Here is a 19,765-nt window from a genome sequence, read left to right on the forward strand (position 1 = left end):
CGCGCTCAGCGCTGGCCGTCAGCTGGGGTCTGCCTCCGGAGGCAGCGAGCCGTACTTGTCGGCGATGAACCGGTGCTGCACCATCGCCGGGGTCACACTGCCCGACGACCGCGCGGCGCTCAGCTCGGTCTGCACGGCCGATGCCAGCACCTGCAGGTCGTCGATGAGGACCTGGGCGGCGGTGCGTCCGTCGATGAGCACCGCGTCGACCTGCTGGAGCGGCACGCCGAGAAACGCCGCCACCACGTCCGGTGCATCGTTGTCGCGGATCGTCTCCACCCGCACGACCGCGAGCACGTTGGCACCAGGGAGCTCGGCCAGGTGCCGCAGCGTCGTCGTCGACATCGTGTCGATCTGTCGCAGGAGCTCACGCGCCTCCGGCGGCAGCCGCGGCGCCCGGCTCAGCTTGGTCAGCGGTGAGGTCGGGCCCTCCGGTTCGAGGTCCGCGAAGGGCTTGGGGACCGAGGAGCCGTAGGCCGGGAAGACGGGCTTCTTCGGTCGCTTGAACATCTCAGTCGTCCAGGGACAGCGTCATGGTCGGCGGGTCGGTGACCACCTCCGGCGAGCTGACGACGCCTGTCCCGATCGAGAGGAACTCGGTGGCGTGCTCGCCCCAGATGTGCGCGTTGACGTTGGTGGTGACGCCGACGATGCCGTCGGCATTGGCGCGGTTGGCCTCGTCCTCCATCCGCGTCATCGCCAGCTCCCGCGCGGTATACGTCGCCTCGGTGAAGTTGGGCACCTCCATGTTACGGCCCGCCATCGAGAAGTTCTGCCGCATCGACTGCGCCGCCACGTGATAGACGCACACGCCGAAGACGAACGCGCGCGGAAAGTGCCCGTGCCGCACCAGGGTGTAGAAGTCCTGCCCGGACAGGTCGGAGGTGAACGGGCCGCCATCGCGCAGCTTGTATGACGGGTTGGGCTCGCGGGCGCGCACTGCCGTGCCCTCGGCGATGAACTCCATCTCACCGTTCTGCCAGGCGTAGCGCTGAATCTTCAGGTGCACCCCGACCACACCGTCGGCGCCGAGCGCGTGCGCCTCGGTGCGCATCCGCTCGATCGCGAGGTAGCGCGCCTCCTGCATCGCGCTGGTCAGCACATCCAGCTCCATCGAGCGGTTCCACCGCTGCGCCTGGAAGCCGACGTGATAGATGGACGTGCCCATCACGTAGCCCACCGGGTCGAAGCCGAGCTGGTGCACGAGCACGAATTCGTTGACGCTCAGGTCCGAGGTGAATGCGGCGTTGTCCTGGTGCTCGCGGGCCGCCAGCCGCGCGACGCGCTCCTGCGCGGCGGACGGCAGCGTCCCCGGCGTCCCCGGCGCGGCCTGCTGGGCTGGTGGGGTGTCCGGTCGCTTGAAGGGCATCAGTTACTCCCGCGTCGTAGTCGTCGGAATGCGGCCCGGCATGCGCCTGCCTGTTCCATATAGACCCATTCTGCTCCGGCTTTCCTGGGAGATGACTGAATGTGGCGGATCGCTTTGCCGCTATCCCCACACGGTGGTGACATCGACGCGCGTCAGCGCTGCGGCGTGGGGCGCGAGGTAGTCGACGCTCCAGTGCGTGCCGCGCTGCTGCAGGTCGCCCGCCTGTCCGCCGCCCGCGCCGCAGCCGTATCTCATCGGGACGTTGTCGACAAAGGAGATCGTGCCGGTCAGGGCCACGCACCTGCTGCCGTTCGCGAGCCGCATCGCCCAGCCGGGCTGTGTCGAGCCCGTGTTTCCGCTGCTCGGCAGCGCCTTGTTCAAGACCAGCCTGGTGCCCGACTCCCAGGGTGTATCGGCGCAGATGACTGACCCGCGGACCTTGGCGCTCGTGAAACAGGGGTCGAAGATGTCGTTGTCGGCCATGCACCGGTATGCGTTCGGGGCGACAAGGGCGATTGACCCGGTCCAGCAGTAGCCGGTGACGGTCGTGCTGAGCGGGATGTCGGCCTTGCCGGTCGTGGGGTTGAACGGGCTGAACGTCTTGACGACCGTCGCCGCCGGCGGTGGAGACGGCGACGTGACCGTTGGGTGCGCAGTGGTCGTGGGGCTGGCCTGTGTCGTCCGAGTATGCGAGGTTGTCGGGGACCCGCTGGGTGCTGTCATGGAGGTGGTCGACGGTGTGGACACGGGGCTCGCGGGAGTGGTTCGTGCGGTGGCCGTCGCCGAAGTACCCGAGCAGGCACACAGGCCGACCCCCACCAGCACGGAAAGGCCCGAAGCCCGCGCCAACCGTGCGAATCCGCTTACCCGAGATGCGGTCACACGCCAACTCTAGGCCTTTGACCTGGCGGCGTGCACGTGCTCGACGAGTTGAGTTCACACCGCCAGAACGGGTCGGTCGGCCAGGGCTCAGCGGGCACCGGCGGCCAGCTCGCGAAGGTGGTCGGTGCGGGCCCGCAGCAGCGGCAGGTGCAGACCGAGGTCTTCGACCTGCTCGGCGTCCGCGGGGCAGGGTGGCTGTGCCAGGGCGGCTTCGAGGACCTCGACCGCCTTCGCCGCGTCGAGGTCCTCGAAGAACGTCTCGTCGGTCCCGGCCCGCAGGCGGCCGACGTCCTTTTGCAGCCGCTTGACCAGCTTGCCCTCGGCGACCCAGCAGTCCTTGACCCCGCCGCCGAGCACGTGGTCGATCAGCACCATGACGGCGTGCTCGCGGCCGCGGTCGTCGAAGAGGACGCCCACCGACTCCTGCTGGCCGAAGATGTCGCCGTAGCGCCAGGCGCGCAGCAGCTGCGGCCTGCCGACCCGTGCGGCCCACGGCCGGTCCGGCACCCCGCCGCCGGCGAGCCGTTCTGCGCTCGCGCGAGCGGCGCCGCGACTGGCCTCGGGGCCGATGACGGAGGCGCCGCGCAGCAGCGCGAGCGCCTCCTGACTGCCCAGGCTCTCGGCATACCCGATGACCTCACCGAGCATGAAGGTCAGTGTGTCGAGCAGCTGCTGCTCGTCGATGTCGTCGGGCGCGCCCATGTCCATGGCCGCGAGTGCCGTAGACAGCATGAGCTCCGCCTCGAGCGGGTTTCGCACGCCCTTGATCTCGGCGATGAGGGAGGTCGCGGCGACGGCGACCGCCTCCTGCGGGTCGATGTCCGCGAGGTATGCCGGGTCGCCGGGGTCCGCCGGCGCGGTCATCGAACCGTCTCCGTGCAGGGCTCGGCGGGCGATGTCGCGGACCACGTCCGGGGTGGTGTGTGCGTCGGCGTCATCGGTGCCGCCGGCGGCCCGGTGGAGCTGGTCGAGCACGGCATACGTCAGGTCGGCCTCGTCGGACACTGCCAGCGGAAAGACCGGGCGGTCGTCGTCGGTCCGCCAGCCGAGGCCGGTGAGCAGGTCGGCGGCCGGGTCAAGGCCGTTGTCGGGCCGGGCGCCGGTGGCGGTGGTGAGCAGCAGCAGGAGCGCGGCCTGCTCGCCGATCTGCGAGGTGTCCAGCGGCAGCCGGCGCTCGATGTGCCGCAGCAGGGCGAGCGGGTCACCGTCGGTGATCAGGGCGTCGGGGTCGCCGGCCAGCTTCCTGCCGGTGGCCGTCGGGCGCAGGCTGCCGCGCTCCTTGCGGATCAGGCTCAGCGCGATCGCGGTCCGCCGCAGCTGCGCGACCGGAAGGGTCTTGTCCTCGCGGTTGCCGGTGCCGAGCCACGCGGCACCGAAGTCGAGCTCGTCAAAGATGCGCTTGACGGAGGCGGGCGGCAGGTATCCGGCCCCGGTGAGCTTGAGGCCGGAGCCGATCTCGTGCAGCAGGACGACCCAGGGTCGCGCCAGCCGGGCTGCCAGGTCGGCGGATTGCTCGAGTGTCTCCTCGCCCAGTCGAGCGGCCTGGATCAGGTCCATCAGCCCAGCGGGGAGGGTAGTGCTCCCCGCGATCAGCGGCAGCAGGGTGGTGGGCAGCGGCGTCTCGAGATGCCCGACGCCGCCGGCCTCCCAGTGTTCGAGCCGCCGATCGACCTCCGCGGCGTCGAACTGCTCCGGGTCAAAACCGTCGCCGAGCCACTCCAGCCGATCCTGCGCCTCCTCGTCGAGCTCGGCCGCGGGCCCGCCCAGCAGCTCGAGGATCTCCGCGTAACCCCACACGCCGCCGCAGTCCTCCGGCGGGCAGGCGCGGCGCCCGTCGATGCAGCGCACCCGGCGCTCCTCGCAGGGCTCCGTCGCCTTGACCGTGAGCAGGTGCCCCCACCGTCGCCGAAGTCGTACTCGTAATGCAGCTTGCTGCCGACCTTCTTCATGACCTGGTCGAGCCGGGCATCGGCCTCGTGGGTGCTGACGCCGTCGTCGTCCGCATCGGTGACGAAGTAGGACACGGAGTGGGGCGAGCGGGTGGGCAGGTCGAAGCGGTGCAGGTGTGCGCCCTCCCAGCCCATCGCGATCTGCAGGATGTCGTGCAGGTCCTCCAGCGTGGTGTTGCCGGGGACCTTCAGCAGCCGCCAGATCGGCGGCGTCGCGCCCTGCAGGTCCACGCGGATCGTGAACGTCTTCAAGGTGGCCGGTGGATCTGGCAGCTTGACCGGGCCGGGCCCGAAGTCCCCATCAAAGACGGCAGTCAGGCCGCCGGGGGAGACGATGCTGTCGGTGGCAGGCTTCTTCGTCGACATCCTGCCAGGCTACGGGAGGGCGGCCGGCCGGCTCAGCGACGGTCTCGTGCGCCGTCCTGAGGGTACGCGTCGGCGAGGTCCTCCGAGCGGGTGAGGGCTGCCCACCGCACGGCCAGGCCGCGCCATACCTGTCTCAGCTCGGGCTCGGCCTCCCGCACCTCGTTTGCGACGTCCTCGGGGGTGCGCCCCTCGGTGGCGAGGTGCTCCCGCTCGTGCGCGGCCCAGATAGACACCGCGTCGGAGAGCACCTCCGGGTGGAACTGCAGGCCCCAGGCGGCATCCCCGATCCGGAACGCCTGATGCGGGTAGAGCTCGGTGCCCAGGAGCGAGACCGCGTCAGGCGGAAGTGTGTGCAGCTCCTCCCAGTGCCACTCGACCGCGGGGGCCTCGTCGGGCAGGTCTCGGAAGATCGGGTCGTCGACTGCACCCGGCTGCTTCGTCAACCGTCGCAGACCGACCTCCGGCCCACGTGACCCGTGAGTGACCTCGCCACCGGCGACGTCGGCAAGCATCTCCCCTCCGAGGCACACTCCGAGCAGCGGCAGCAGCTCGCCGAGGGCGAGGCGTATGAGGTGTCGCACGGAAGGCAGCCAGGGCGCGTCTTTGTCGTCGAACGGGCTCTGTGTCCCGCCGAGCACGATGAAACCATCGTATCCGCAAAGAGATTCGGGAAGCTCTTCGCCGAGGTACGGGTGCAGGACATGCAGGTCGAGACCCGTGTCGGACAGACACTCTCCGAGATAGCCCGGGCCGGTGCCGTCCTCGTGCTGGATCACCAGTATTCGCGGCATCACAGCCGCCCCGCCGCGGTCACGCTATGCAGGAAGGCCTTGGTGCGCTCCTCCTGCGGGTCGCCGAACATCTGCTCGGGAGGGCCCTGCTCGAGGATGGTTCCGGCGTGCAGGAAGCACACGGTGCTGGCGACCTCCCGGGCAAACGACATCTCGTGGGTGGCCAGGAGCATGGTCAGGCCGTCGTGGGCGAGACCTCGAACGATGTCCAGCACCTCCGCCACCAGCTCGGGGTCGAGCGCGGACGTGATCTCGTCCAGCAGCAGCACTCGGGGGTCCATGGCCAGGGCGCGCACGATTGCCACTCGCTGCTGCTGACCGCCGGAGAGCTGATCCGGATAAGTGGACGCCTTGTCCGCCAGGCCGACTCGCTGGAGCAGCTCGGCCGCGCGGTCGTTTGCCACGCGGTCGGCGAGGCCGCGGATCTTCCGGGGCGCAAGCGTGATGTTCTGCTGCACTGTCATGTGCGGGAAGAGGTTGAAGCTCTGGAAGACGATGCCCACGTCACGGCGCAACTGGTCCACGTCGGTGCCCTCGCCGGATACGAGCTGGTCGTCCAGCCAGACCTCGCCCCCGTCGATCTCTTCAAGTGAGTTGATGCAACGCAGCAGCGTCGACTTGCCGCTGCCGGATGCGCCGATGAGGCAGACGACCTCGTGCTGGTCGACGTCGAGACTGACACTGCGAAGCACCGGTGTGTCGTCGTATGACTTGACCAGGTCTTGGATCTGCAAGAAGGACATCTTGGTCACCTGCTCATTCGGCGCTGGTCGCGTGCGAGCAGCCGGTCGACGAATCGTGTCTGTGGGATGGTGACGATGACGAAGAGCGCTGCGACCACGGTCACCGACGAGAGGTTGAAGTAGTTGCTGGAGTAGATCTTCGCCTGGGTGAACCCGTCGACGGTGCCGATGACGGTGACCAGGGCGGTGTCCTTCTGCAGCCCGATGAAGTCGTTGAGCAGAGGAGGAATGACTCGCCGGACAGCTTGTGGGACCACGACATAGCGCATGCTGAGCCCGTGGGAGAGGCCGAGTGACCGGGCAGCGGCCGGCTGGCTCCAGTGCACGCTCTCGATGCCGGCGCGATACACCTCGGCGACGTACGCGCCGTAGGTCAGGCTGAGGGCCAGGATTGCTGCACCGGTCGGGCTGAGCGACGACAGCACCGGGAAGTGGGCCAGTGGCAGGCCGAACCCCACCAGATAGATCACGATGATTGCGGGCACGGCGCGGAAGGCGTCGATGTATGCCGTCGCCAGGCTCGCGATGGACCGCCCGGCTCGACCTGGGGCGAGGCGAGCAAGTGCGAGCACCAAGCCCCAGACAAGGACGATGATCTCGGCGACGACTGCGATGAAGATGTTGCGTCCGAACGCCTTGGTGACCTCGAACCAGCTGCGGGAGATCATCGCCGGCTGGAAGAACGTGCGCTGGACCGCGTGATTGTTTGCCAGCAGGAAGAGCACGAAGGCGCAGAGCACCAGCACGGTCAGGCATCCGCCCAAGCAGACCCAAGCCGAGTTGCGCATGCGGGAGCGGTACTTGCGTATGGCGGGTCCGTCACCGTCGGCGACAGCGCGTACAGCGGCAGATCGCGACTGAAAGGCGTTGCGGGCCGGGGAGAATGGCGCCAGCGCTCCAATGACACCGAGGATCGCGATCGCGATCAGGACCCATCGCCACCCGCCCGAGTCGGGTGCGACGAGATAGAGCTGCACCGCCGTCCACACGACTACCGCAAGCACGGCCACGGCGACCAGTGTCGCTGCGCCGGTCAGCCGCGTGGCGGCTCCGAGGGGCTGGGTCGGCTGACCCGGTCGGTTGAGCGGTTTCTGGAGTGTCGTCATGAAACTGACCAGGCCGGCACGCTTGCCGGGTCGCCGCCGAACGCCGGGCCGAGATAGGTCTTTGACAACTGGTTGAGGTAGCCGTGCTTCTTGCACCAGGCGAGGATCTTGTTGACGGCGGTGACGTTCTCCGACCCCTTGGGAAACATGATCCCGTAGGACTGGCCCGAGTTGTACTTTCCGATCACCGACACCGCGCCGCTGGACTTCTTGGCCTGGCCGAGCTCGATCGCGACGTCCTGGATGTAGGCGTCGACCTGACCGGCCGCGACTGCGGCCAGCGCCTCGGTGTCGCCGGGGAAGACCTTGACCGACCCGGACGGCTTGAGGGTCTGACTGACCCACGTCTGCGCGGCAGTGCCCTCCTTGACGCCGATCGTCATCTTGCGCAGGTTGGCCCCGGTGACCTTGGAGCCCTTCTTGGTCAGCACGCCGAGGTAAGAGTCGTAGTACGGCTTGGAGAACGTGACCACTTTGGCGCGCGCGGGCGTGATGGAGATCTCGTCGAGGGACAGGTCGTAGCCGGTGAGTGTGCCGGAGACGAGCTTGTCGAAGGAGACGTTCTGCAGGCTGATCTGCTTCTGGCCGCCCAGGTAGGCGATCTCGGATGCGAGGCAGTACTCGTACCCGCTCTTGATGGAGCCGATCGTGTCGCCGTCCCACCAGCCGGCCGACGGCAGGTCGGCCTTGATGGTCAGCGTGCCGGACGTGGTCGTCTTCAGCGGGATACTTCCCGCCGTGCCGGTGACCTTGCACGATCCCCAAGAGCTGCCGGTGGCGCCGGCTGCCTTCGACGAGCCAGAGCTGCCGCAGCCTGCGGTGACGACCAGGATCGCGCTGACGGCCACAGCCCCGGCGATACGTGTGTGTCTCATGATGCCTCCAAGTTGCTCGTGACCTAAAACGGTTTAGGTGAACGAGGACTAGAGTGACAGCACGGCCGGGTGGCGTCAACCACTTCCCACGAATCGTTGCAACGGAGGAATGCGTGACCGCTTCGCACAAACGCGTGGGGATCCGCGATGTGGCCAACGCGGCCGGGGTCAGCATCACCGCGGTCTCGTGGACCTTGAATGGCAAGGGCGAGGTTGCAGAGTCGACCCGTCGACGCATTCGCGAAGTAGCGGAGTCCCTTGGATACCAGCCGAATGAGGCAGCGCGCTCCCTGCAGTCTGGACGAAGCCGGATCCTCGGGGTGGCGATCGCCCACCGCAACTCGCGGTCATGGGAGCAGACCTACCTGCCCTACTATCGGTCGGTCGTCGCGGGTGCTGCGATGGAGGCGGTGGAGCACGGTCACGCGGTGGCGGCCATCCCGTTCGAGGCGGACGGGCGGATGCGATTCACGATGCCGATCGACGGGATGGTGGTCGTCGACCCGGTGCGCGACGATCCGATCCTGGCCGAGTGCCGCCGTCGTGGCATCACCGTCGTCACTGACGGCAGGCCGATCGACGAGGTCCACGACGATGAGCCGATGGTGCAAAGCGACACCGCGCGAGGTCTGGCCGAGCTCTTCGGCCGATTGGACGACCTCCAGGTCCGGAGTCCCGCTCTGCTGATCGGACCGGAGGCCGACTCCTACACACTCGACAGCACGCGCTACTTCCGCAACTGGTGCCGTCGGGCGGGGCACTCGACGCGGGTGGTCCGACTGAAACCTGGACAGGACCCGGTAGAGGCGGCCGGCGATCTGCTCGATGAGACGGAGCGGCCGGGCGCCATCCACAGCCTCAACGAGACCTATGGCAACGCGGTGCTCGAAGCGGCGGGCCGGCGCAGGCTGCGGGTGCCGCAGGATCTTGCGGTGACGATGATGGGGGACGCCACGTCCGTCGCGCCCGGCAATGGCGCGGTTTATCTTGTCCTGGACCCGGTAGCCGTGGGCGCAGCCGCAACCCGTCTGTTGGTCGGGGCGCTCGACCACGAGTCGGTGGAGGACCTGCTGCTGCCGTGCCGTGTGGTCGACTCACCGCAGTGGGCCTGACGAGCGGCAGGGATCAGCCGGGAGGGTGCGGGATCTCTGGCCCAGGCATCTCTGCCACCCACCCCCAGCTTTCAGTGCGAGCCTGGTGCGATCTGCCGTAGATGTTCGACGCGGGCGCGCAGCAGGTCGAGATACAGGGCGACGTCCTCGATCTGATCCTCCTGCTCCGGGCAGGTCGACTGCGCCAGCGCCGACTCGAGGAGGGTTACAGCCTCTGCCGCGTCGATGTCCTCGAAGAACGCCTCGGTCCGCGAGACGAGCTCGCGACGGATGTCGTCATGCAGCTTCTTGGCCTGACGTCCCTCGGCGACCCAGCAGTCCTTCACGCCGCCGCCGAGCAGGTGGTCGATGAGCACCATGACCGCGTGCTCGCGGCCGCGGTAGTCGAACAGCAGGCCGATCGACTCCTGCTCGCCGAGGTGATCTCCATAGCGCCAGGCGCGCAGCAGATCCGGCTTGCCGACCCGCGTGGCCCACGGGCGGTCCGGCACCCCGGCTGCGGCCAGCCGGTCCGCACCGACCTGCGCGCGGGCGCGGGTGACCTCTGGGCCGAGGACCGAGGCGACCCGCAGCATTCCCAGGGCATTCGGGCCGCCGACGCTCTCGGCAGACGAGATGATCTCGGCGAGCATCGTGGTCATGGCCATGCTCAGCTGCCGCTCATCCAAGTCGTCGGGCGCGGCCAGCTGGAACGTCGCGAAGACCGGGCACAGAGCCAGCTCCGCGGCGAGCGGATGCCGTGCCTCGGCGATCCCGTCGAGCAGCGCGCCGGTCGCCGTCTCGACCAGTTCTTCGGGGTCGGGCAGGTCCGCGGGCTCGGGCGACGCCGAAGGCTGCGACGCCGAAGGCCGTGACATCGTGACTCGTGGGTCGCCAGGCATTGGCGCGAACTGCAGCATGTCGGGGGTGATCTCCTCGCCGCCCAGCGCGCGGCGGGCGACGTCGCGCACCGGGTCCGGGGTCGAGGGTGGCTTCCCGTGGTCGGTGCCGCCGGCCGCCCAGTGCAGGTGCTCGAGCACGGCATACGTCAGGCCTGCATGATCGTGCACGGCGATCGGGAACACCGGGTGATCCTGGTCGGATCGCCAGCCGAGACCGGTGAGGAGATCGGCCGCCGGCGCCGACCCCTCACCGGGCCGGGCGCCGACGGCGACGACGAGCAGGAGCAGCAGCGCAGCCTGGTGTCCAAAGCCCGACTTCTCCAGTGGCAGCCGGCCCTGGATGTGGCGCAGCAGCGCGATCGGGTCGACCGCGGTGCCGATGAGGTCGTCCGGAGCGCCGCCCAGCTTCGTGCCGGTGGCGGTCGGCAGCAGCATGCCCTTGCGCTTGCGGATCAGGCCGAGCGCCTGTGCACTGGCGCGTAGGTCTGCGACCGGCGGCGTCTGATCCTCCCGGTTGCCCTTGCCGATCCAGTGGCTGTCGAGGCCGAGCCCGTCGAAGACACGCTTGACGGATGCCGGGGGCAGGTAGCCGGCCTCGGTGAGCTTCAGGCCGTCGCCGATCTCGCGCATCAGCACCAGCCATGGGTGCACCATGCGGGCGGCCACGTCGGTGGAGGGCTCGGGCGTCTGGTCGTCCAGGTGTGCGGCACCGATCAGATCCAGGAGCTCGTCGGGTGGGAAGGGACTCTGCTTCAACAGGGGCAGCAGGCTGACCGGTGGCATCGGCCCACCCAGTTGCAGGTCGCCGGACGACCACTGCTCCAACGCACTGTCGGTCTCCGCGATGTCGAACTCGGCCGGGTCGAAGCCCTCGGGCATCCAGTCGACGCGTTCTTGTCCCCACTCGTCCAGCTGCTCCTTCGGGGTCGCCAGCATCTCCAGGATCTCCTCGTACCCGGACATGCCGCCGCAGTCCTCGGGCGGACAGGCTCGGCGGCCGCCGACACATCGCACCCGGTCGGCGCGACCGGGCGTCACCTTCTTGACCTGCAGCAGGTGCTCCCAGGCGTCCCCGAAGTCGTACTCGTAGTGCAGCTTGTCGCCGGCCTGGTGCAGCACCTGGTCGAGGCGGGCATCGGCCTCGTGCGTGCCGGCGCCGGGCTCTTCGTTATCGGCATTGACGAAATAGGGCCCGGGTCGCCCGCCGCCGGTGTGCAGCTCGAACCGGTGCAGGTGGTAGCCCGCCCAGCCCATGGCGAGCTGGAGGACGTCGCTGACCTGGTCCAGTGTCGTGTCACCGGGGATCTCCAGCAACCGCCAGACAGGCGGCTTGACATGACGCAGGTCGACCCGGATCGTGAAGGTCAGCGGCTCGGCGGGTGGATCGGGCAGCTCGATCGGACTCGGGAGGAAGGGATCGTCGAAGGCCACCTCGAACGGTGCGGAGCCCAGCAGCCCGCCGAATGCCTCCCGTAGCTGCTCGGGCGTCGGATCGCCTTCGAGCAGCTGGTCGGCCAGCTGCTGTGCCAGCACCTCGGCCTCTGACGGCGTACGCTTCTTCGTCGGCATCGCTCCAGGCTAGGTGATGCCACTTGTCCAGCGATGTTCTCCTCGGCGACCGCCGGCCACTTCCGTAGGCCTGCCTTGCCGAAGACGTAGAGTCCGACGGTGTGCAGCGCTGCGTCGAGGCGACGCGCCGAGGCGACGAGGCCCGTGGACAGTCGTGGTCTGCTGAGCGCGGGCTTGTAGGCTGGTGAGCCACGCGAGGAGGTGTTCCCATGGGTGCGAGCCACAGCACTTCCGAGAGGCCGGCGCTGGACGCCGAAGAGATCGAGCGCGTGATGGCGGGGGTCGAGAAGATTCAGCAGCTCGCCGGGCACTTCCCCAGCGAGGAAGACCTCGCCGCTGCACGTGCGATTGCCGAGGGCAAGATCAGCCTTGAGGACGCTTTGGCGGAACTGGATCGGAAGTACCGGACGACAGCGTGACGCTGGACGACAAGTACACCTAACCCGGCTCGAACGGTGTGCTGGTCAACTCGCTCGGTCTGACGCGCCAGGCGGATCTCGACTGGGCGATGAATTCATACGCCACCCGGGTTCTGGCGGCGACGGGCTGACCAGCGTTGAGTTCGCAGCTGGGCGGCTGACCGAGCTCCGCGAAGTCGACATCGTCGTCGTGGGCCCTTGCCGTCTTGAGCGCACGCCGTGCGCTGGGACTGGCTGGAAGAGAGGTGACCAGGATGACCACGAACGAGCATGTTGGCGGCACGGACTCTGCGACAGCGGACTTGGATGACCACGTGATCTGCGACGTCCGCGGGCCGATCGCCACCGTCACGTTGTCCAACCCTTCGAAGCGGAACGCGATGACTGCCCGGATGTGGCGGGAGCTGCCCGGGGTCCTGGCCGTGCTCGCGGCCGATCCCGAGGTCCGGGCGGTGGTGCTCACGGGCGCCGGGGGCCACTTCTGCGCGGGCGCGGACATCTCGTCGCTGACCGAGACACTCGGTCTCGATGACGCGGGGCTGGGCAATAAGGACGGCGGGGGTATGCCGTTGTCCGCGCCCGAGCGTGCAGAGGAGGCCCTGGCGGCCTTTCCGAAGCCGACGATCGCCGCCATCCGTGGCGCCTGCGTCGGCGGGGGAGTGCAGCTCGCCGTGGCGTGCGACCTGCGAATCACCCGCGGCCGGCGCTCGATTTGGAGTCACTCCGAGCAAGATCGGCGTCGTCTACCCGCCACGCACCACCGCGCGCCTGACGGCCGTGGTCGGTCCGGCCGCGGCCAAGCGCCTGCTGTTCACCGGTGAGCTGATCTCGGCGCGGGAGGCCTGGCGGATCGGGCTGGTCGGCGAGCCAGTACCCGATGAGTCTCTTGACGATGCGGTCGCGGACCTGTTGGCCACGATGATGGCTCGCTCCCAGCTGAGCCTGTGCGCTGCCAAGGCCATCGTCAACGCGGCCGCGCTGCACGGCACGGACGGCGCGGTGGAGGCGGCCGTTCCGTGGCAGCGCGAGATGGCACGTGCGGCGGACACTCGCGAGGGGATCGCAGCCTTCTTGGAGCACCGCGCACCGGTATTCACCTGGCGCTGAGGCCCGCTCGAGTGGTGAACCGGCCGTGGCGGCCAGGTTCTTGAAGCTGGCATACGAGGGCGAGCCTTTCGGGTGCGGCCTCGATTGACGTAATCAGGTGTGAACCATGTCCCGGGTCAACGTCCGGTGCGTCGCCACCGGGCACACCAGAGTTATCCACCGGTGGGGAACTCCGCGCAGCGGACTCGGGCCGCAGAAGGCAGCCTTGAGGTATGCCGATCTCTCGCAAACGCCGTCCCCGCCGCTCGAGCAACCACAGTCGTCGACGCGCCGCTCACGCGCAGAGGGCGCAGCACGTCCGGGAGCGATCCATACGAAGCCTCGTTGAGGAGCCGCCGGACGGATACGACCTTGACTGCCTCAGCCGGGCGAACGATGCGGGAGCACGGGGCGACGCCGAGGCCAGCCTGGCGTACGAGCTGGCCGGCAGGGTGATCGTCGAGTCGCCGCACCGGTTCGTCCTTCAGGATCTCATCGACCACGGTGACCGGGCACCGGCTTGGGCATACTCACGCTGGTGCGCCGACCTGGCATACCGCTCGATGGTGCTGGCGCAGGACCCGCGCACGGACCTGGCGGTGCGATGTGTGCTCGGCGCGCTCTATCCGGACTCCGTGGCCCGGGTGCTCGATGACGAGGTCGAGCTCCGAGTCCTCGGGACCACGGTCGCCGCCGGTGACCACCTGGTCGGGGACCTCGCGCTGTTCGAGTTCGGTGGGTTCGCGGACTACATCACCGAGCGCGCCGAAGCGGGGCTTCTCGATCGAACGGACCGCGTGCGGGACTGGGCGGGGGCCGAGATGCGCGCCTACGAGTTCGTCGACTTCCGTGGGTGCCGTCTCGTGCTGCACGACCTGGTCACGGGGGCCGAGGTGGAGGCGCTCAACATCGGGGCGATGTCGGAGGCGAGCGGCGACGCGCTCATCGGCCGACTGGCGCCGATCACGTCCGAACCAGGCCTCATCTTCGCCGCCCTGCCGATCTCCGTCGACCTGGCCACCGCCCAGACGGTGGCTGAAGCAGTGCGCACGTCGGAGCCGCTCGCCTGGCTCGATGCACTGTCCACTGCGCTGGTGGACGGCCGGCAGGAGGAGGGCTTTCACCGCACCGCCTATACGCCGTTCACGTCCGATCTGCCGATGCCGACCCCCGCGGCCGAGGGAGCCGCATACACCGAGGAGGAGGCAGGGAGGATCACCGACCTGCGGGCCAAGGGCTACTCGGCGGAGGTCGCGAACGCCCTCGCGGTGCTCGAGGTGGGACTCATCTCCGCGAAGGTCAGCGACCGCGCGGCCGCCGTGGTCTCCCCGCACATCGTGGCCGCGTTCGGCGCGGCGGCCGCGTTCGAGGCCGCCGCGATCGAGTGCACCGGAGCCGAGACGGCCGAAGCGTGGAGGGTCCTCGCCGCCGTCGTGCCCGACCACGTCGCCGAGCGTTGCCGCATCCTGGCACGACATGCCGACTCTGTCTGCGGAGGCCCTGCGCCTGCCCAACAGGGACGAAATTGATGCATCCGATGGCGATCATCCCGACGATCGCGCAGAGGATCAGGGCGTTCGGCGACGCACTGTGTTGATGCTAGGGGAATCGCGGTGGGGTGGCGTCTTGTACGCCTAGATAGTGGGCCAGCGCGAGTTCGACGCTGCCCAACTGGTCTCGGGTCAGGTAGTCGACCGGGTCACCCACGACGTAGTCGGCGTCGATCGAACGGATCTGGTCGACAAGCATCCGTGTCGGCCGACCGGTGATTTCCAGCTCAGGGCGGTGGATGGCCGGGCCGGCTGACGTCGATGTCGGGATCACGGTCACGACCGACAGCGGTGAGTTCGACGGGGACACCACCAGACCCAGACGCTTGCCGCCTTGCTCATGGCCGCGGGGCCGGCCAAGGTCGATCCGGTAAACGGCTCCGCGGATCACCAGGCTTCGGGCTCCGCGTTGACATCCTCGCCCCTCAGCGCCTCCCCGTCGGCGCGAAACTGCTCCAGCCACCGTTCGTGGTCCAAGAGCCGCAGCGCCCGGCGCAGGGTGTCCGAGGTGCTCTCGCCCGGCTGCGCGGCCTCGTGCAGGATGCGCTCGTCCTCTTGGGTGGGGCGGAAACCGATCGATGCAGGCATGCCATTCATACTAGCAAGGTGTCCGACAAATGTTTAACATGTTGAGTCGTTCGGCTCAGCGCGGCGGACGCAGGCAGATTGATAAATGACTCGGACTCGCGTTTCCGCGCTGGAGCGGATCCAGGTGCGGGTGTCGGTCAACACGGTGTAACTCGCAACGGGCTTGTCGATTGGTTGGCGACCAGACGTGCGGTGCGACGATCACGCAGCCATGGGCTCGCCGAGGCGCTACGGGCCGACCGGAAGATTCGCGACGAGTAGGCCGCCGTCAAGCGCCAGCTGGGGAGACTTCAGCGTCCGGCGGCCTGGAGTCGACCCAGGTTCTCGGTACGAGAGCGAAGTAGGTAAAGGTTCTGCGCGACGTCCTCCACCTGGTCGGGCTGGATCGGGCAGGCCCGACTGGTCAGTGCGGTCTCGAGCACACTGGCTGCACCTGGAGCGTCGACGTCGCGGAAGAACGTCGCCGGCTTGGTCGCGATGGTTCGGGCGGTGTCGTCGTGCAGCTTCGTCGCCTTTCGGCCCTCGGACACCCAGCAGTCCTTGACACCGCCGCCCAACAGGTGGTCGATGAGGACCAGCATGGTGTGGTCTCGGCCTCGGTAGCTGAAGGTGAGGCCGATCGACTCCTGCTCGCCGAAGTCGTCGCCATAGTGCCACGCGCGTAGCAGGCTCGGCCGGCCGATGTGCTCCGCCCACGGGCGGTCGGGGACGCCCTTGCTTGCGAGCGCCTGGGCACGGCTGCGTGCGACGTCACGGGTCGCGTCGGGTCCAAGGATCGAGGCGGCGCGCAGGAAGGCGAGCCCACGGTCGTCGGCCAGGCGTTCGGCATACGTGACGAGCTCGGTGAGCATGGTGGTCAACGCGGCGAGTCGCTCGTCGTCGTCGGCGTCCTGCGGCGCTGCGGCCTCGGAGGCGTAGAACGCCCCGCAGAGCGCTGCTTCGGCGCCGAAGGGGTGGCGGGCCCGAGCAATCTCGCCGATGACCGATGCGGCTGCGTCGTCGAAGGTCTGGTTCAGCTCCGCGTGGGCGGGCTGAGGGCGCGGCACCTGTGTCCTCGTCGCGTTGCGGCGGGGCGGTCGGCGCTTGCGTTGTGCCATTGACGCATCATCGCACCCGAGGTCGCCGCTCTCGACGGCAGCAGTCGGTCTGACGCAGGGTGTATACGGGTCGTCGTCGTGCCGATCTCGTCAGGCGTTCCCGCGTGCTGACCGGCTGGTTCGCCGATCAGCTCCAGACGATCCAATTACGGCGAAGCCGGAGTGCTCAGATCACCATGCCTGAGGATGCGTTCGATGGCTGCGACATCTTCTGGGAGCTTGGTGCTCAGCGCACGCCAGACGATGTGGTAGTCAATGAAGCCGTACTCATGGGCAACGACGTTCCTCATGCTCTTCATCTTCTGCCACGACACCTCCGGGTGCGCGGCCGTAAAGTCTTCGGGTAGGCGGGAGATCGCCTCTCCGATCCGGTGCAGCAACGCTTCGGCGACATACTCGGTCGGGCGATGCTCATGGAAGTTCGACTCCCCGAGCGCTATCACGTACTGGTCCACCTCGTCGGCAAAGTCCAGGATGTCCTTCAAGGTCCGCTGCACCTGGTTGCTGTCGCCGGCCTGGTTCACACGGCCACCGCGTGCTCGATGCGCTCCACACCGACCGCGCCGTCAGAGATCACGTCCACGCTGACCCCAAGCAGCGCTTCCAGCTCCTGGGTGAGTCCGATCTGGTCGTACAGGCTCGCCGTGTCGGAGAAGTGCACCAGCAGGTCGAGGTCGGACGACGAGGTATCCGACCCTGTGGCGACCGACCCGAACACGCGCAAGTTGCTTGCGTGATGACGGGCAGCAACGGCGGTGACCTGCGCACGCATTCGTGCAAGCAGCACTGACGGCCGCACCCTCGTGGCCTCTTCGATGCGGGCAAGGGTGGCCGTGCTCGGAGTGAGCCTGCCCGACTCGTAGGCAGAAATGTTGGGTTGGGCAATCCCGGTCGCCCCAGCCAGTTCTCGTTGTGAGAGCTTGGCCCGCTGCCGCATCGCCCGCACATCCATACCCGTGATCATATCAGTAGTTATATGCATTGAAGTGCCGTCCGGATCAGGCCGGTAGACCTCGAGGTTCTGCCCGGACCGCCGCAGAATATGTCTGGGATCAGACACCTGCAGCCGCAAGCGTGCCGAGTGCGTCGTGCCGGACGGCTGGGTTGCTGTCGATGTGCACGCCGATCGCACATGCGTCATCGCTCATTCATTGCGGTCGGTATCGGGGAGGAGGAAGGCCTTCGGGCTGACGTTCCGCACATCTTGCCGGCGATATCTCGGCATTTTCCCGATCAGTCCTCGGCGTCGTGGAACACCTTGAGGGATTGGGCTTCAAGGTCGGTGAGCAGTTCACGTCGGCGGCGGGCGTTGTCGAACCAGGGCTGGTAGCGCCCGGCCTGCTCGGGGGGTCAGGGTGCGGGTCACGGTCTTGCCGGCGACGGTGCGGGTTCAGTGCAGGCAGGGAGCTGACGTCGATCAGTTGCGCCGGGCACGTATTCGTGCTGTATCCGGCAGAGACGAAGGCCTGCTGGGAGCACTTCGCGAACTGATCATCGATCCACCAACACGGCAGTGGGCCGCGTGTCAGAGCCGACCGGGAAAACACGGGGTCTTGAGTCCTGCCGGAATCCCGGTGTGTCCCCGATCATGGGAGCGTTTGACGGAACGTCCCGGTCGGCACAAGTCATGCGCTGGGCACCGGCGCGGAAGCGAGGTGAGCAGGATGACCCTCAACGAGAACGCAGCCGCCGGCACCGACTCCGCGCCGGTGGATTCGGATGGGGACGTGGTCTGCGATGTCCACGGGCCGATCGTGACCGTCACACTGTCCAACCCCTTGAAGCGGAACGCGATGAGCGCCCGGATGTGGCGGGAGTTGCCCGAGGTCCTGGCCGCGCTCGCCGCCGATCCCGAGGGTCCGGGCGGTGGCGCCCGACGATGACAACCGCGGGAGTATGCCGCTGTCGGCGCCCGAGCGTGGGGAGGAGGCCCTGGCGGCATTCCCGAAGCCGACCATTGCTGCGATCCGTGGTGCCTGTGTCGGCGGGGGAGTGCAGCTCGCCCTCGCGTGCGATCTGCGAATCACCTCAGCCGGCGCCAGATTTGGGATCACTCCGAGCAAGATCGGGGTCGTCTACCCGCCACGCACCACCGCGCGGCTGACCGCCGCGGTTGGTCCGGCCGCGGCCAAGCGCCTGCTCTTCACCGGTGAGCTGATCTGCGCGCAGGAGGCCTGGCGGATGGGACTGGTCGACGAACCGGCCCGCGATGACTCACTCGACGAGGCGGTCGCGGAGCTGTTGGCCACGATGATATCCCGCTCCCAGCTGAGCCTGTGTGGTGCCAAGGCCATCGTCAACGCGGCCGCGCTGCACGGCACCGACGGGCCGGACGGTGCAGGGGCGCAGGCCGTGCCCTGGCAACGGGAGATGATGTGCGCGGCCGACACCCGCGAAGGGATCACGGCCTTCTTGGAACGACGCGCACCGGAGTTCACCTGGCGCTGAGGCTGAGTTGGTCGTCAACCCGGTCCGTGTCGCACCTCCGGGACGGGGGCGTGGCGGGCGCGAGCCGTCGCTGCGCGCCACATGCCTGCGGATATGGGCGAGCCAGAGGCCGCCGAGGCCGGCATGATGTTGGTTATGTCGACAACATCGCTGCTCGAGCGAGCCATCTACACGTATGCGGATGTGGACCGGTTGAATTCGCTCACCCCTGGGACGGGGCGGCGTTGGCTCGAGGGCTACCAACGCGGCGGAGTGTTCTACGAGCCTTACTTCGTGATGAGTCGACAGGTGCTGATCTGGTGACCTGGGGAGAGATCGTGGGGGGCACGCCTGCTTGCGCAGTTCCGTGATCGGAGTGTGTCGCTGCAGAAGTTGCGGCCTGCGGTGGTCCGTCTTCGGGAGGAGTTCGGCCCCTATCCGCTGGCACACATGCGGCCGTTTCTGGAGGTCGAAGGCCAGGAGCTCGTGCTGCGGGTGCAGACCGAGGTCGGCCTTGAGCAGGCCCTTCAGCTCGTGGTCGTTCGGAACGGGCAGATGATCTTGCCGGCCGAGACTCAGCGGTTTGCGGACTCTGTCGACTACGTCGATGGCATCGCAACCGCTGTCCGGCCGTTGTGGTCGAGTCATGCGGTGCGGCTTGATCCACAGCGAAACGTCGGTCAGCCAAGCATCCGGGGCGTCCGGACGGCAGTGCTTGCCGAGGACTATCGGGCGGGTGAGTCGTTGGTCTCCCTCGCCAAGACGTATGAACTGGAGTCGGATCAGGATGAAGATGCGCTCAGGTTTGAGCTGAGCACTCTCGCGCTTGCTGGGTGAACCGTGGGTTTGATCCGGCGGGCGGCGCGAAGCCCGACTCGCCAACCGTCCGGATGGCTGTCGGGCGCACTTCCAAGCAAGTAGTGCTTCAGGCGCTATTCAGCGGTGGCGCCCTCGG

General features: G+C 68.1%; 22 protein-coding genes and 1 pseudogene. 9 read left to right on the forward strand and 14 right to left on the reverse strand.

Annotated features, from left to right (window positions below):
* Positions 1–18: 18 nt before the first annotated feature.
* From FGL98_RS01535 to FGL98_RS01570, 8 genes and pseudogenes are all read right to left on the reverse strand, one after another.
* Positions 19–510, reverse strand: a complete 492-nt coding sequence (locus FGL98_RS01535; RefSeq protein WP_146314909.1) for a hypothetical protein — start codon at positions 508–510, stop codon at positions 19–21.
* A gap of 1 nt (position 511) precedes the next feature.
* Positions 512–1,369: a heavy metal-binding domain-containing protein gene (locus FGL98_RS01540; RefSeq protein ID WP_146314910.1), complete on the reverse strand. Its 858-nt coding sequence runs from the start codon at positions 1,367–1,369 to the stop codon at positions 512–514.
* A gap of 120 nt (positions 1,370–1,489) precedes the next feature.
* Positions 1,490–2,251, reverse strand: coding sequence for a hypothetical protein (locus FGL98_RS01545; RefSeq protein ID WP_146314911.1), 762 nt, complete (start codon positions 2,249–2,251; stop codon positions 1,490–1,492).
* 87 nt (positions 2,252–2,338) lie between these two features.
* Positions 2,339–4,566: pseudogene (locus tag FGL98_RS01550) on the reverse strand (plasmid pRiA4b ORF-3 family protein).
* Positions 4,567–4,598: 32 nt separating this feature from the next.
* On the reverse strand, positions 4,599–5,357 hold the full coding sequence (locus tag FGL98_RS01555; RefSeq protein WP_146314913.1) for a type 1 glutamine amidotransferase: 759 nt from the start codon (positions 5,355–5,357) through the stop codon (positions 4,599–4,601).
* Positions 5,357–6,100 (reverse strand): amino acid ABC transporter ATP-binding protein, encoded by a 744-nt coding sequence (locus FGL98_RS01560; RefSeq protein WP_146315089.1) that lies wholly within the window; start codon positions 6,098–6,100, stop codon positions 5,357–5,359. The genes FGL98_RS01555 and FGL98_RS01560 overlap by 1 nt, the downstream gene beginning before the upstream one ends.
* A gap of 5 nt (positions 6,101–6,105) precedes the next feature.
* Positions 6,106–7,206, reverse strand: a complete 1,101-nt coding sequence (locus tag FGL98_RS01565) for an amino acid ABC transporter permease (protein WP_146314914.1) — start codon at positions 7,204–7,206, stop codon at positions 6,106–6,108.
* Positions 7,203–8,081, reverse strand: a complete 879-nt coding sequence (locus tag FGL98_RS01570; RefSeq protein WP_146314915.1) for an ABC transporter substrate-binding protein — start codon at positions 8,079–8,081, stop codon at positions 7,203–7,205. Before FGL98_RS01570 ends, FGL98_RS01565 begins: the two co-directional genes overlap by 4 nt.
* A gap of 113 nt (positions 8,082–8,194) precedes the next feature.
* On the opposite strand from FGL98_RS01570, the gene FGL98_RS01575 reads away from it, so the two are divergent.
* The gene (locus FGL98_RS01575; RefSeq protein ID WP_186525913.1) at positions 8,195–9,193 is read left to right on the forward strand and encodes a LacI family DNA-binding transcriptional regulator; all 999 of its coding nucleotides are present in this window, start codon (positions 8,195–8,197) and stop codon (positions 9,191–9,193) included.
* 71 nt (positions 9,194–9,264) lie between these two features.
* Here FGL98_RS01575 and FGL98_RS01580 read toward each other — a convergent pair whose 3' ends face one another.
* On the reverse strand, positions 9,265–11,643 hold the full coding sequence (locus FGL98_RS01580) for a plasmid pRiA4b ORF-3 family protein (protein WP_146314917.1): 2,379 nt from the start codon (positions 11,641–11,643) through the stop codon (positions 9,265–9,267).
* Between the two features lie 209 nt (positions 11,644–11,852).
* Here FGL98_RS01580 and FGL98_RS01585 point away from each other — a divergent pair, with 209 nt between their 5' ends.
* The 4 genes from FGL98_RS01585 to FGL98_RS01595 all read left to right on the forward strand — a co-directional run bounded on the left by FGL98_RS01585 (position 11,853) and on the right by FGL98_RS01595 (position 14,677).
* Positions 11,853–12,062 carry a hypothetical protein gene (locus FGL98_RS01585; RefSeq protein WP_146314918.1) on the forward strand — a complete coding sequence of 70 codons (210 nt, stop codon included), beginning with the start codon at positions 11,853–11,855 and terminating at the stop codon, positions 12,060–12,062.
* A 254-nt stretch (positions 12,063–12,316) separates the two neighbouring features.
* Positions 12,317–12,883, forward strand: coding sequence for an enoyl-CoA hydratase/isomerase family protein (locus FGL98_RS26660; RefSeq protein ID WP_222431956.1), 567 nt, complete (start codon positions 12,317–12,319; stop codon positions 12,881–12,883).
* Positions 12,795–13,169 (forward strand): enoyl-CoA hydratase/isomerase family protein, encoded by a 375-nt coding sequence (locus FGL98_RS26665; RefSeq protein WP_281289143.1) that lies wholly within the window; start codon positions 12,795–12,797, stop codon positions 13,167–13,169. The genes FGL98_RS26660 and FGL98_RS26665 overlap by 89 nt, the downstream gene beginning before the upstream one ends.
* Positions 13,170–13,381: 212 nt before the next feature.
* Entirely contained in the window at positions 13,382–14,677 is a 1,296-nt protein-coding gene (locus tag FGL98_RS01595) for a hypothetical protein (RefSeq protein ID WP_146314919.1), read from the forward strand.
* A 70-nt stretch (positions 14,678–14,747) separates the two neighbouring features.
* On the opposite strand, the gene FGL98_RS01600 is transcribed toward FGL98_RS01595, so the two are convergent.
* The 5 genes from FGL98_RS01600 to FGL98_RS01620 form a co-directional block, all read right to left on the reverse strand.
* Positions 14,748–15,089, reverse strand: a complete 342-nt coding sequence (locus tag FGL98_RS01600) for a type II toxin-antitoxin system PemK/MazF family toxin (protein ID WP_146314920.1) — start codon at positions 15,087–15,089, stop codon at positions 14,748–14,750.
* The gene (locus FGL98_RS01605; RefSeq protein WP_146314921.1) at positions 15,086–15,286 is read right to left on the reverse strand and encodes a hypothetical protein; all 201 of its coding nucleotides are present in this window, start codon (positions 15,284–15,286) and stop codon (positions 15,086–15,088) included. The genes FGL98_RS01600 and FGL98_RS01605 overlap by 4 nt, the downstream gene beginning before the upstream one ends.
* Positions 15,287–15,576: 290 nt before the next feature.
* Positions 15,577–16,383, reverse strand: a complete 807-nt coding sequence (locus FGL98_RS01610; RefSeq protein ID WP_146314922.1) for a hypothetical protein — start codon at positions 16,381–16,383, stop codon at positions 15,577–15,579.
* A 146-nt stretch (positions 16,384–16,529) separates the two neighbouring features.
* Positions 16,530–16,907: a HepT-like ribonuclease domain-containing protein gene (locus FGL98_RS01615; protein ID WP_146314923.1), complete on the reverse strand. Its 378-nt coding sequence runs from the start codon at positions 16,905–16,907 to the stop codon at positions 16,530–16,532.
* Entirely contained in the window at positions 16,904–17,335 is a 432-nt protein-coding gene (locus tag FGL98_RS01620) for an XRE family transcriptional regulator (protein ID WP_246136320.1), read from the reverse strand. Before FGL98_RS01620 ends, FGL98_RS01615 begins: the two co-directional genes overlap by 4 nt.
* A gap of 712 nt (positions 17,336–18,047) precedes the next feature.
* On the opposite strand from FGL98_RS01620, the gene FGL98_RS25725 reads away from it, so the two are divergent.
* The 4 genes from FGL98_RS25725 (at position 18,048) to FGL98_RS01630 (ending at position 19,647) form a co-directional block, all read left to right on the forward strand.
* Positions 18,048–18,266, forward strand: coding sequence for an enoyl-CoA hydratase/isomerase family protein (locus tag FGL98_RS25725; RefSeq protein WP_222431957.1), 219 nt, complete (start codon positions 18,048–18,050; stop codon positions 18,264–18,266).
* Positions 18,250–18,831 carry an enoyl-CoA hydratase/isomerase family protein gene (locus tag FGL98_RS01625; RefSeq protein WP_222431958.1) on the forward strand — a complete coding sequence of 194 codons (582 nt, stop codon included), beginning with the start codon at positions 18,250–18,252 and terminating at the stop codon, positions 18,829–18,831. Before FGL98_RS25725 ends, FGL98_RS01625 begins: the two co-directional genes overlap by 17 nt.
* Positions 18,832–18,966: 135 nt before the next feature.
* Entirely contained in the window at positions 18,967–19,134 is a 168-nt protein-coding gene (locus tag FGL98_RS25180) for a hypothetical protein (RefSeq protein ID WP_186525914.1), read from the forward strand.
* A 54-nt stretch (positions 19,135–19,188) separates the two neighbouring features.
* Complete coding sequence (locus FGL98_RS01630) at positions 19,189–19,647, forward strand: DUF433 domain-containing protein (RefSeq protein WP_146314925.1); 459 nt, start codon at positions 19,189–19,191, stop codon at positions 19,645–19,647.
* Positions 19,648–19,765 lie beyond the last annotated feature (118 nt).

It is taken from the genome of Leekyejoonella antrihumi (assembly GCF_007845645.1).
Classification (GTDB): Bacteria; Actinomycetota; Actinomycetes; order Actinomycetales; family Dermatophilaceae; genus Leekyejoonella; species Leekyejoonella antrihumi.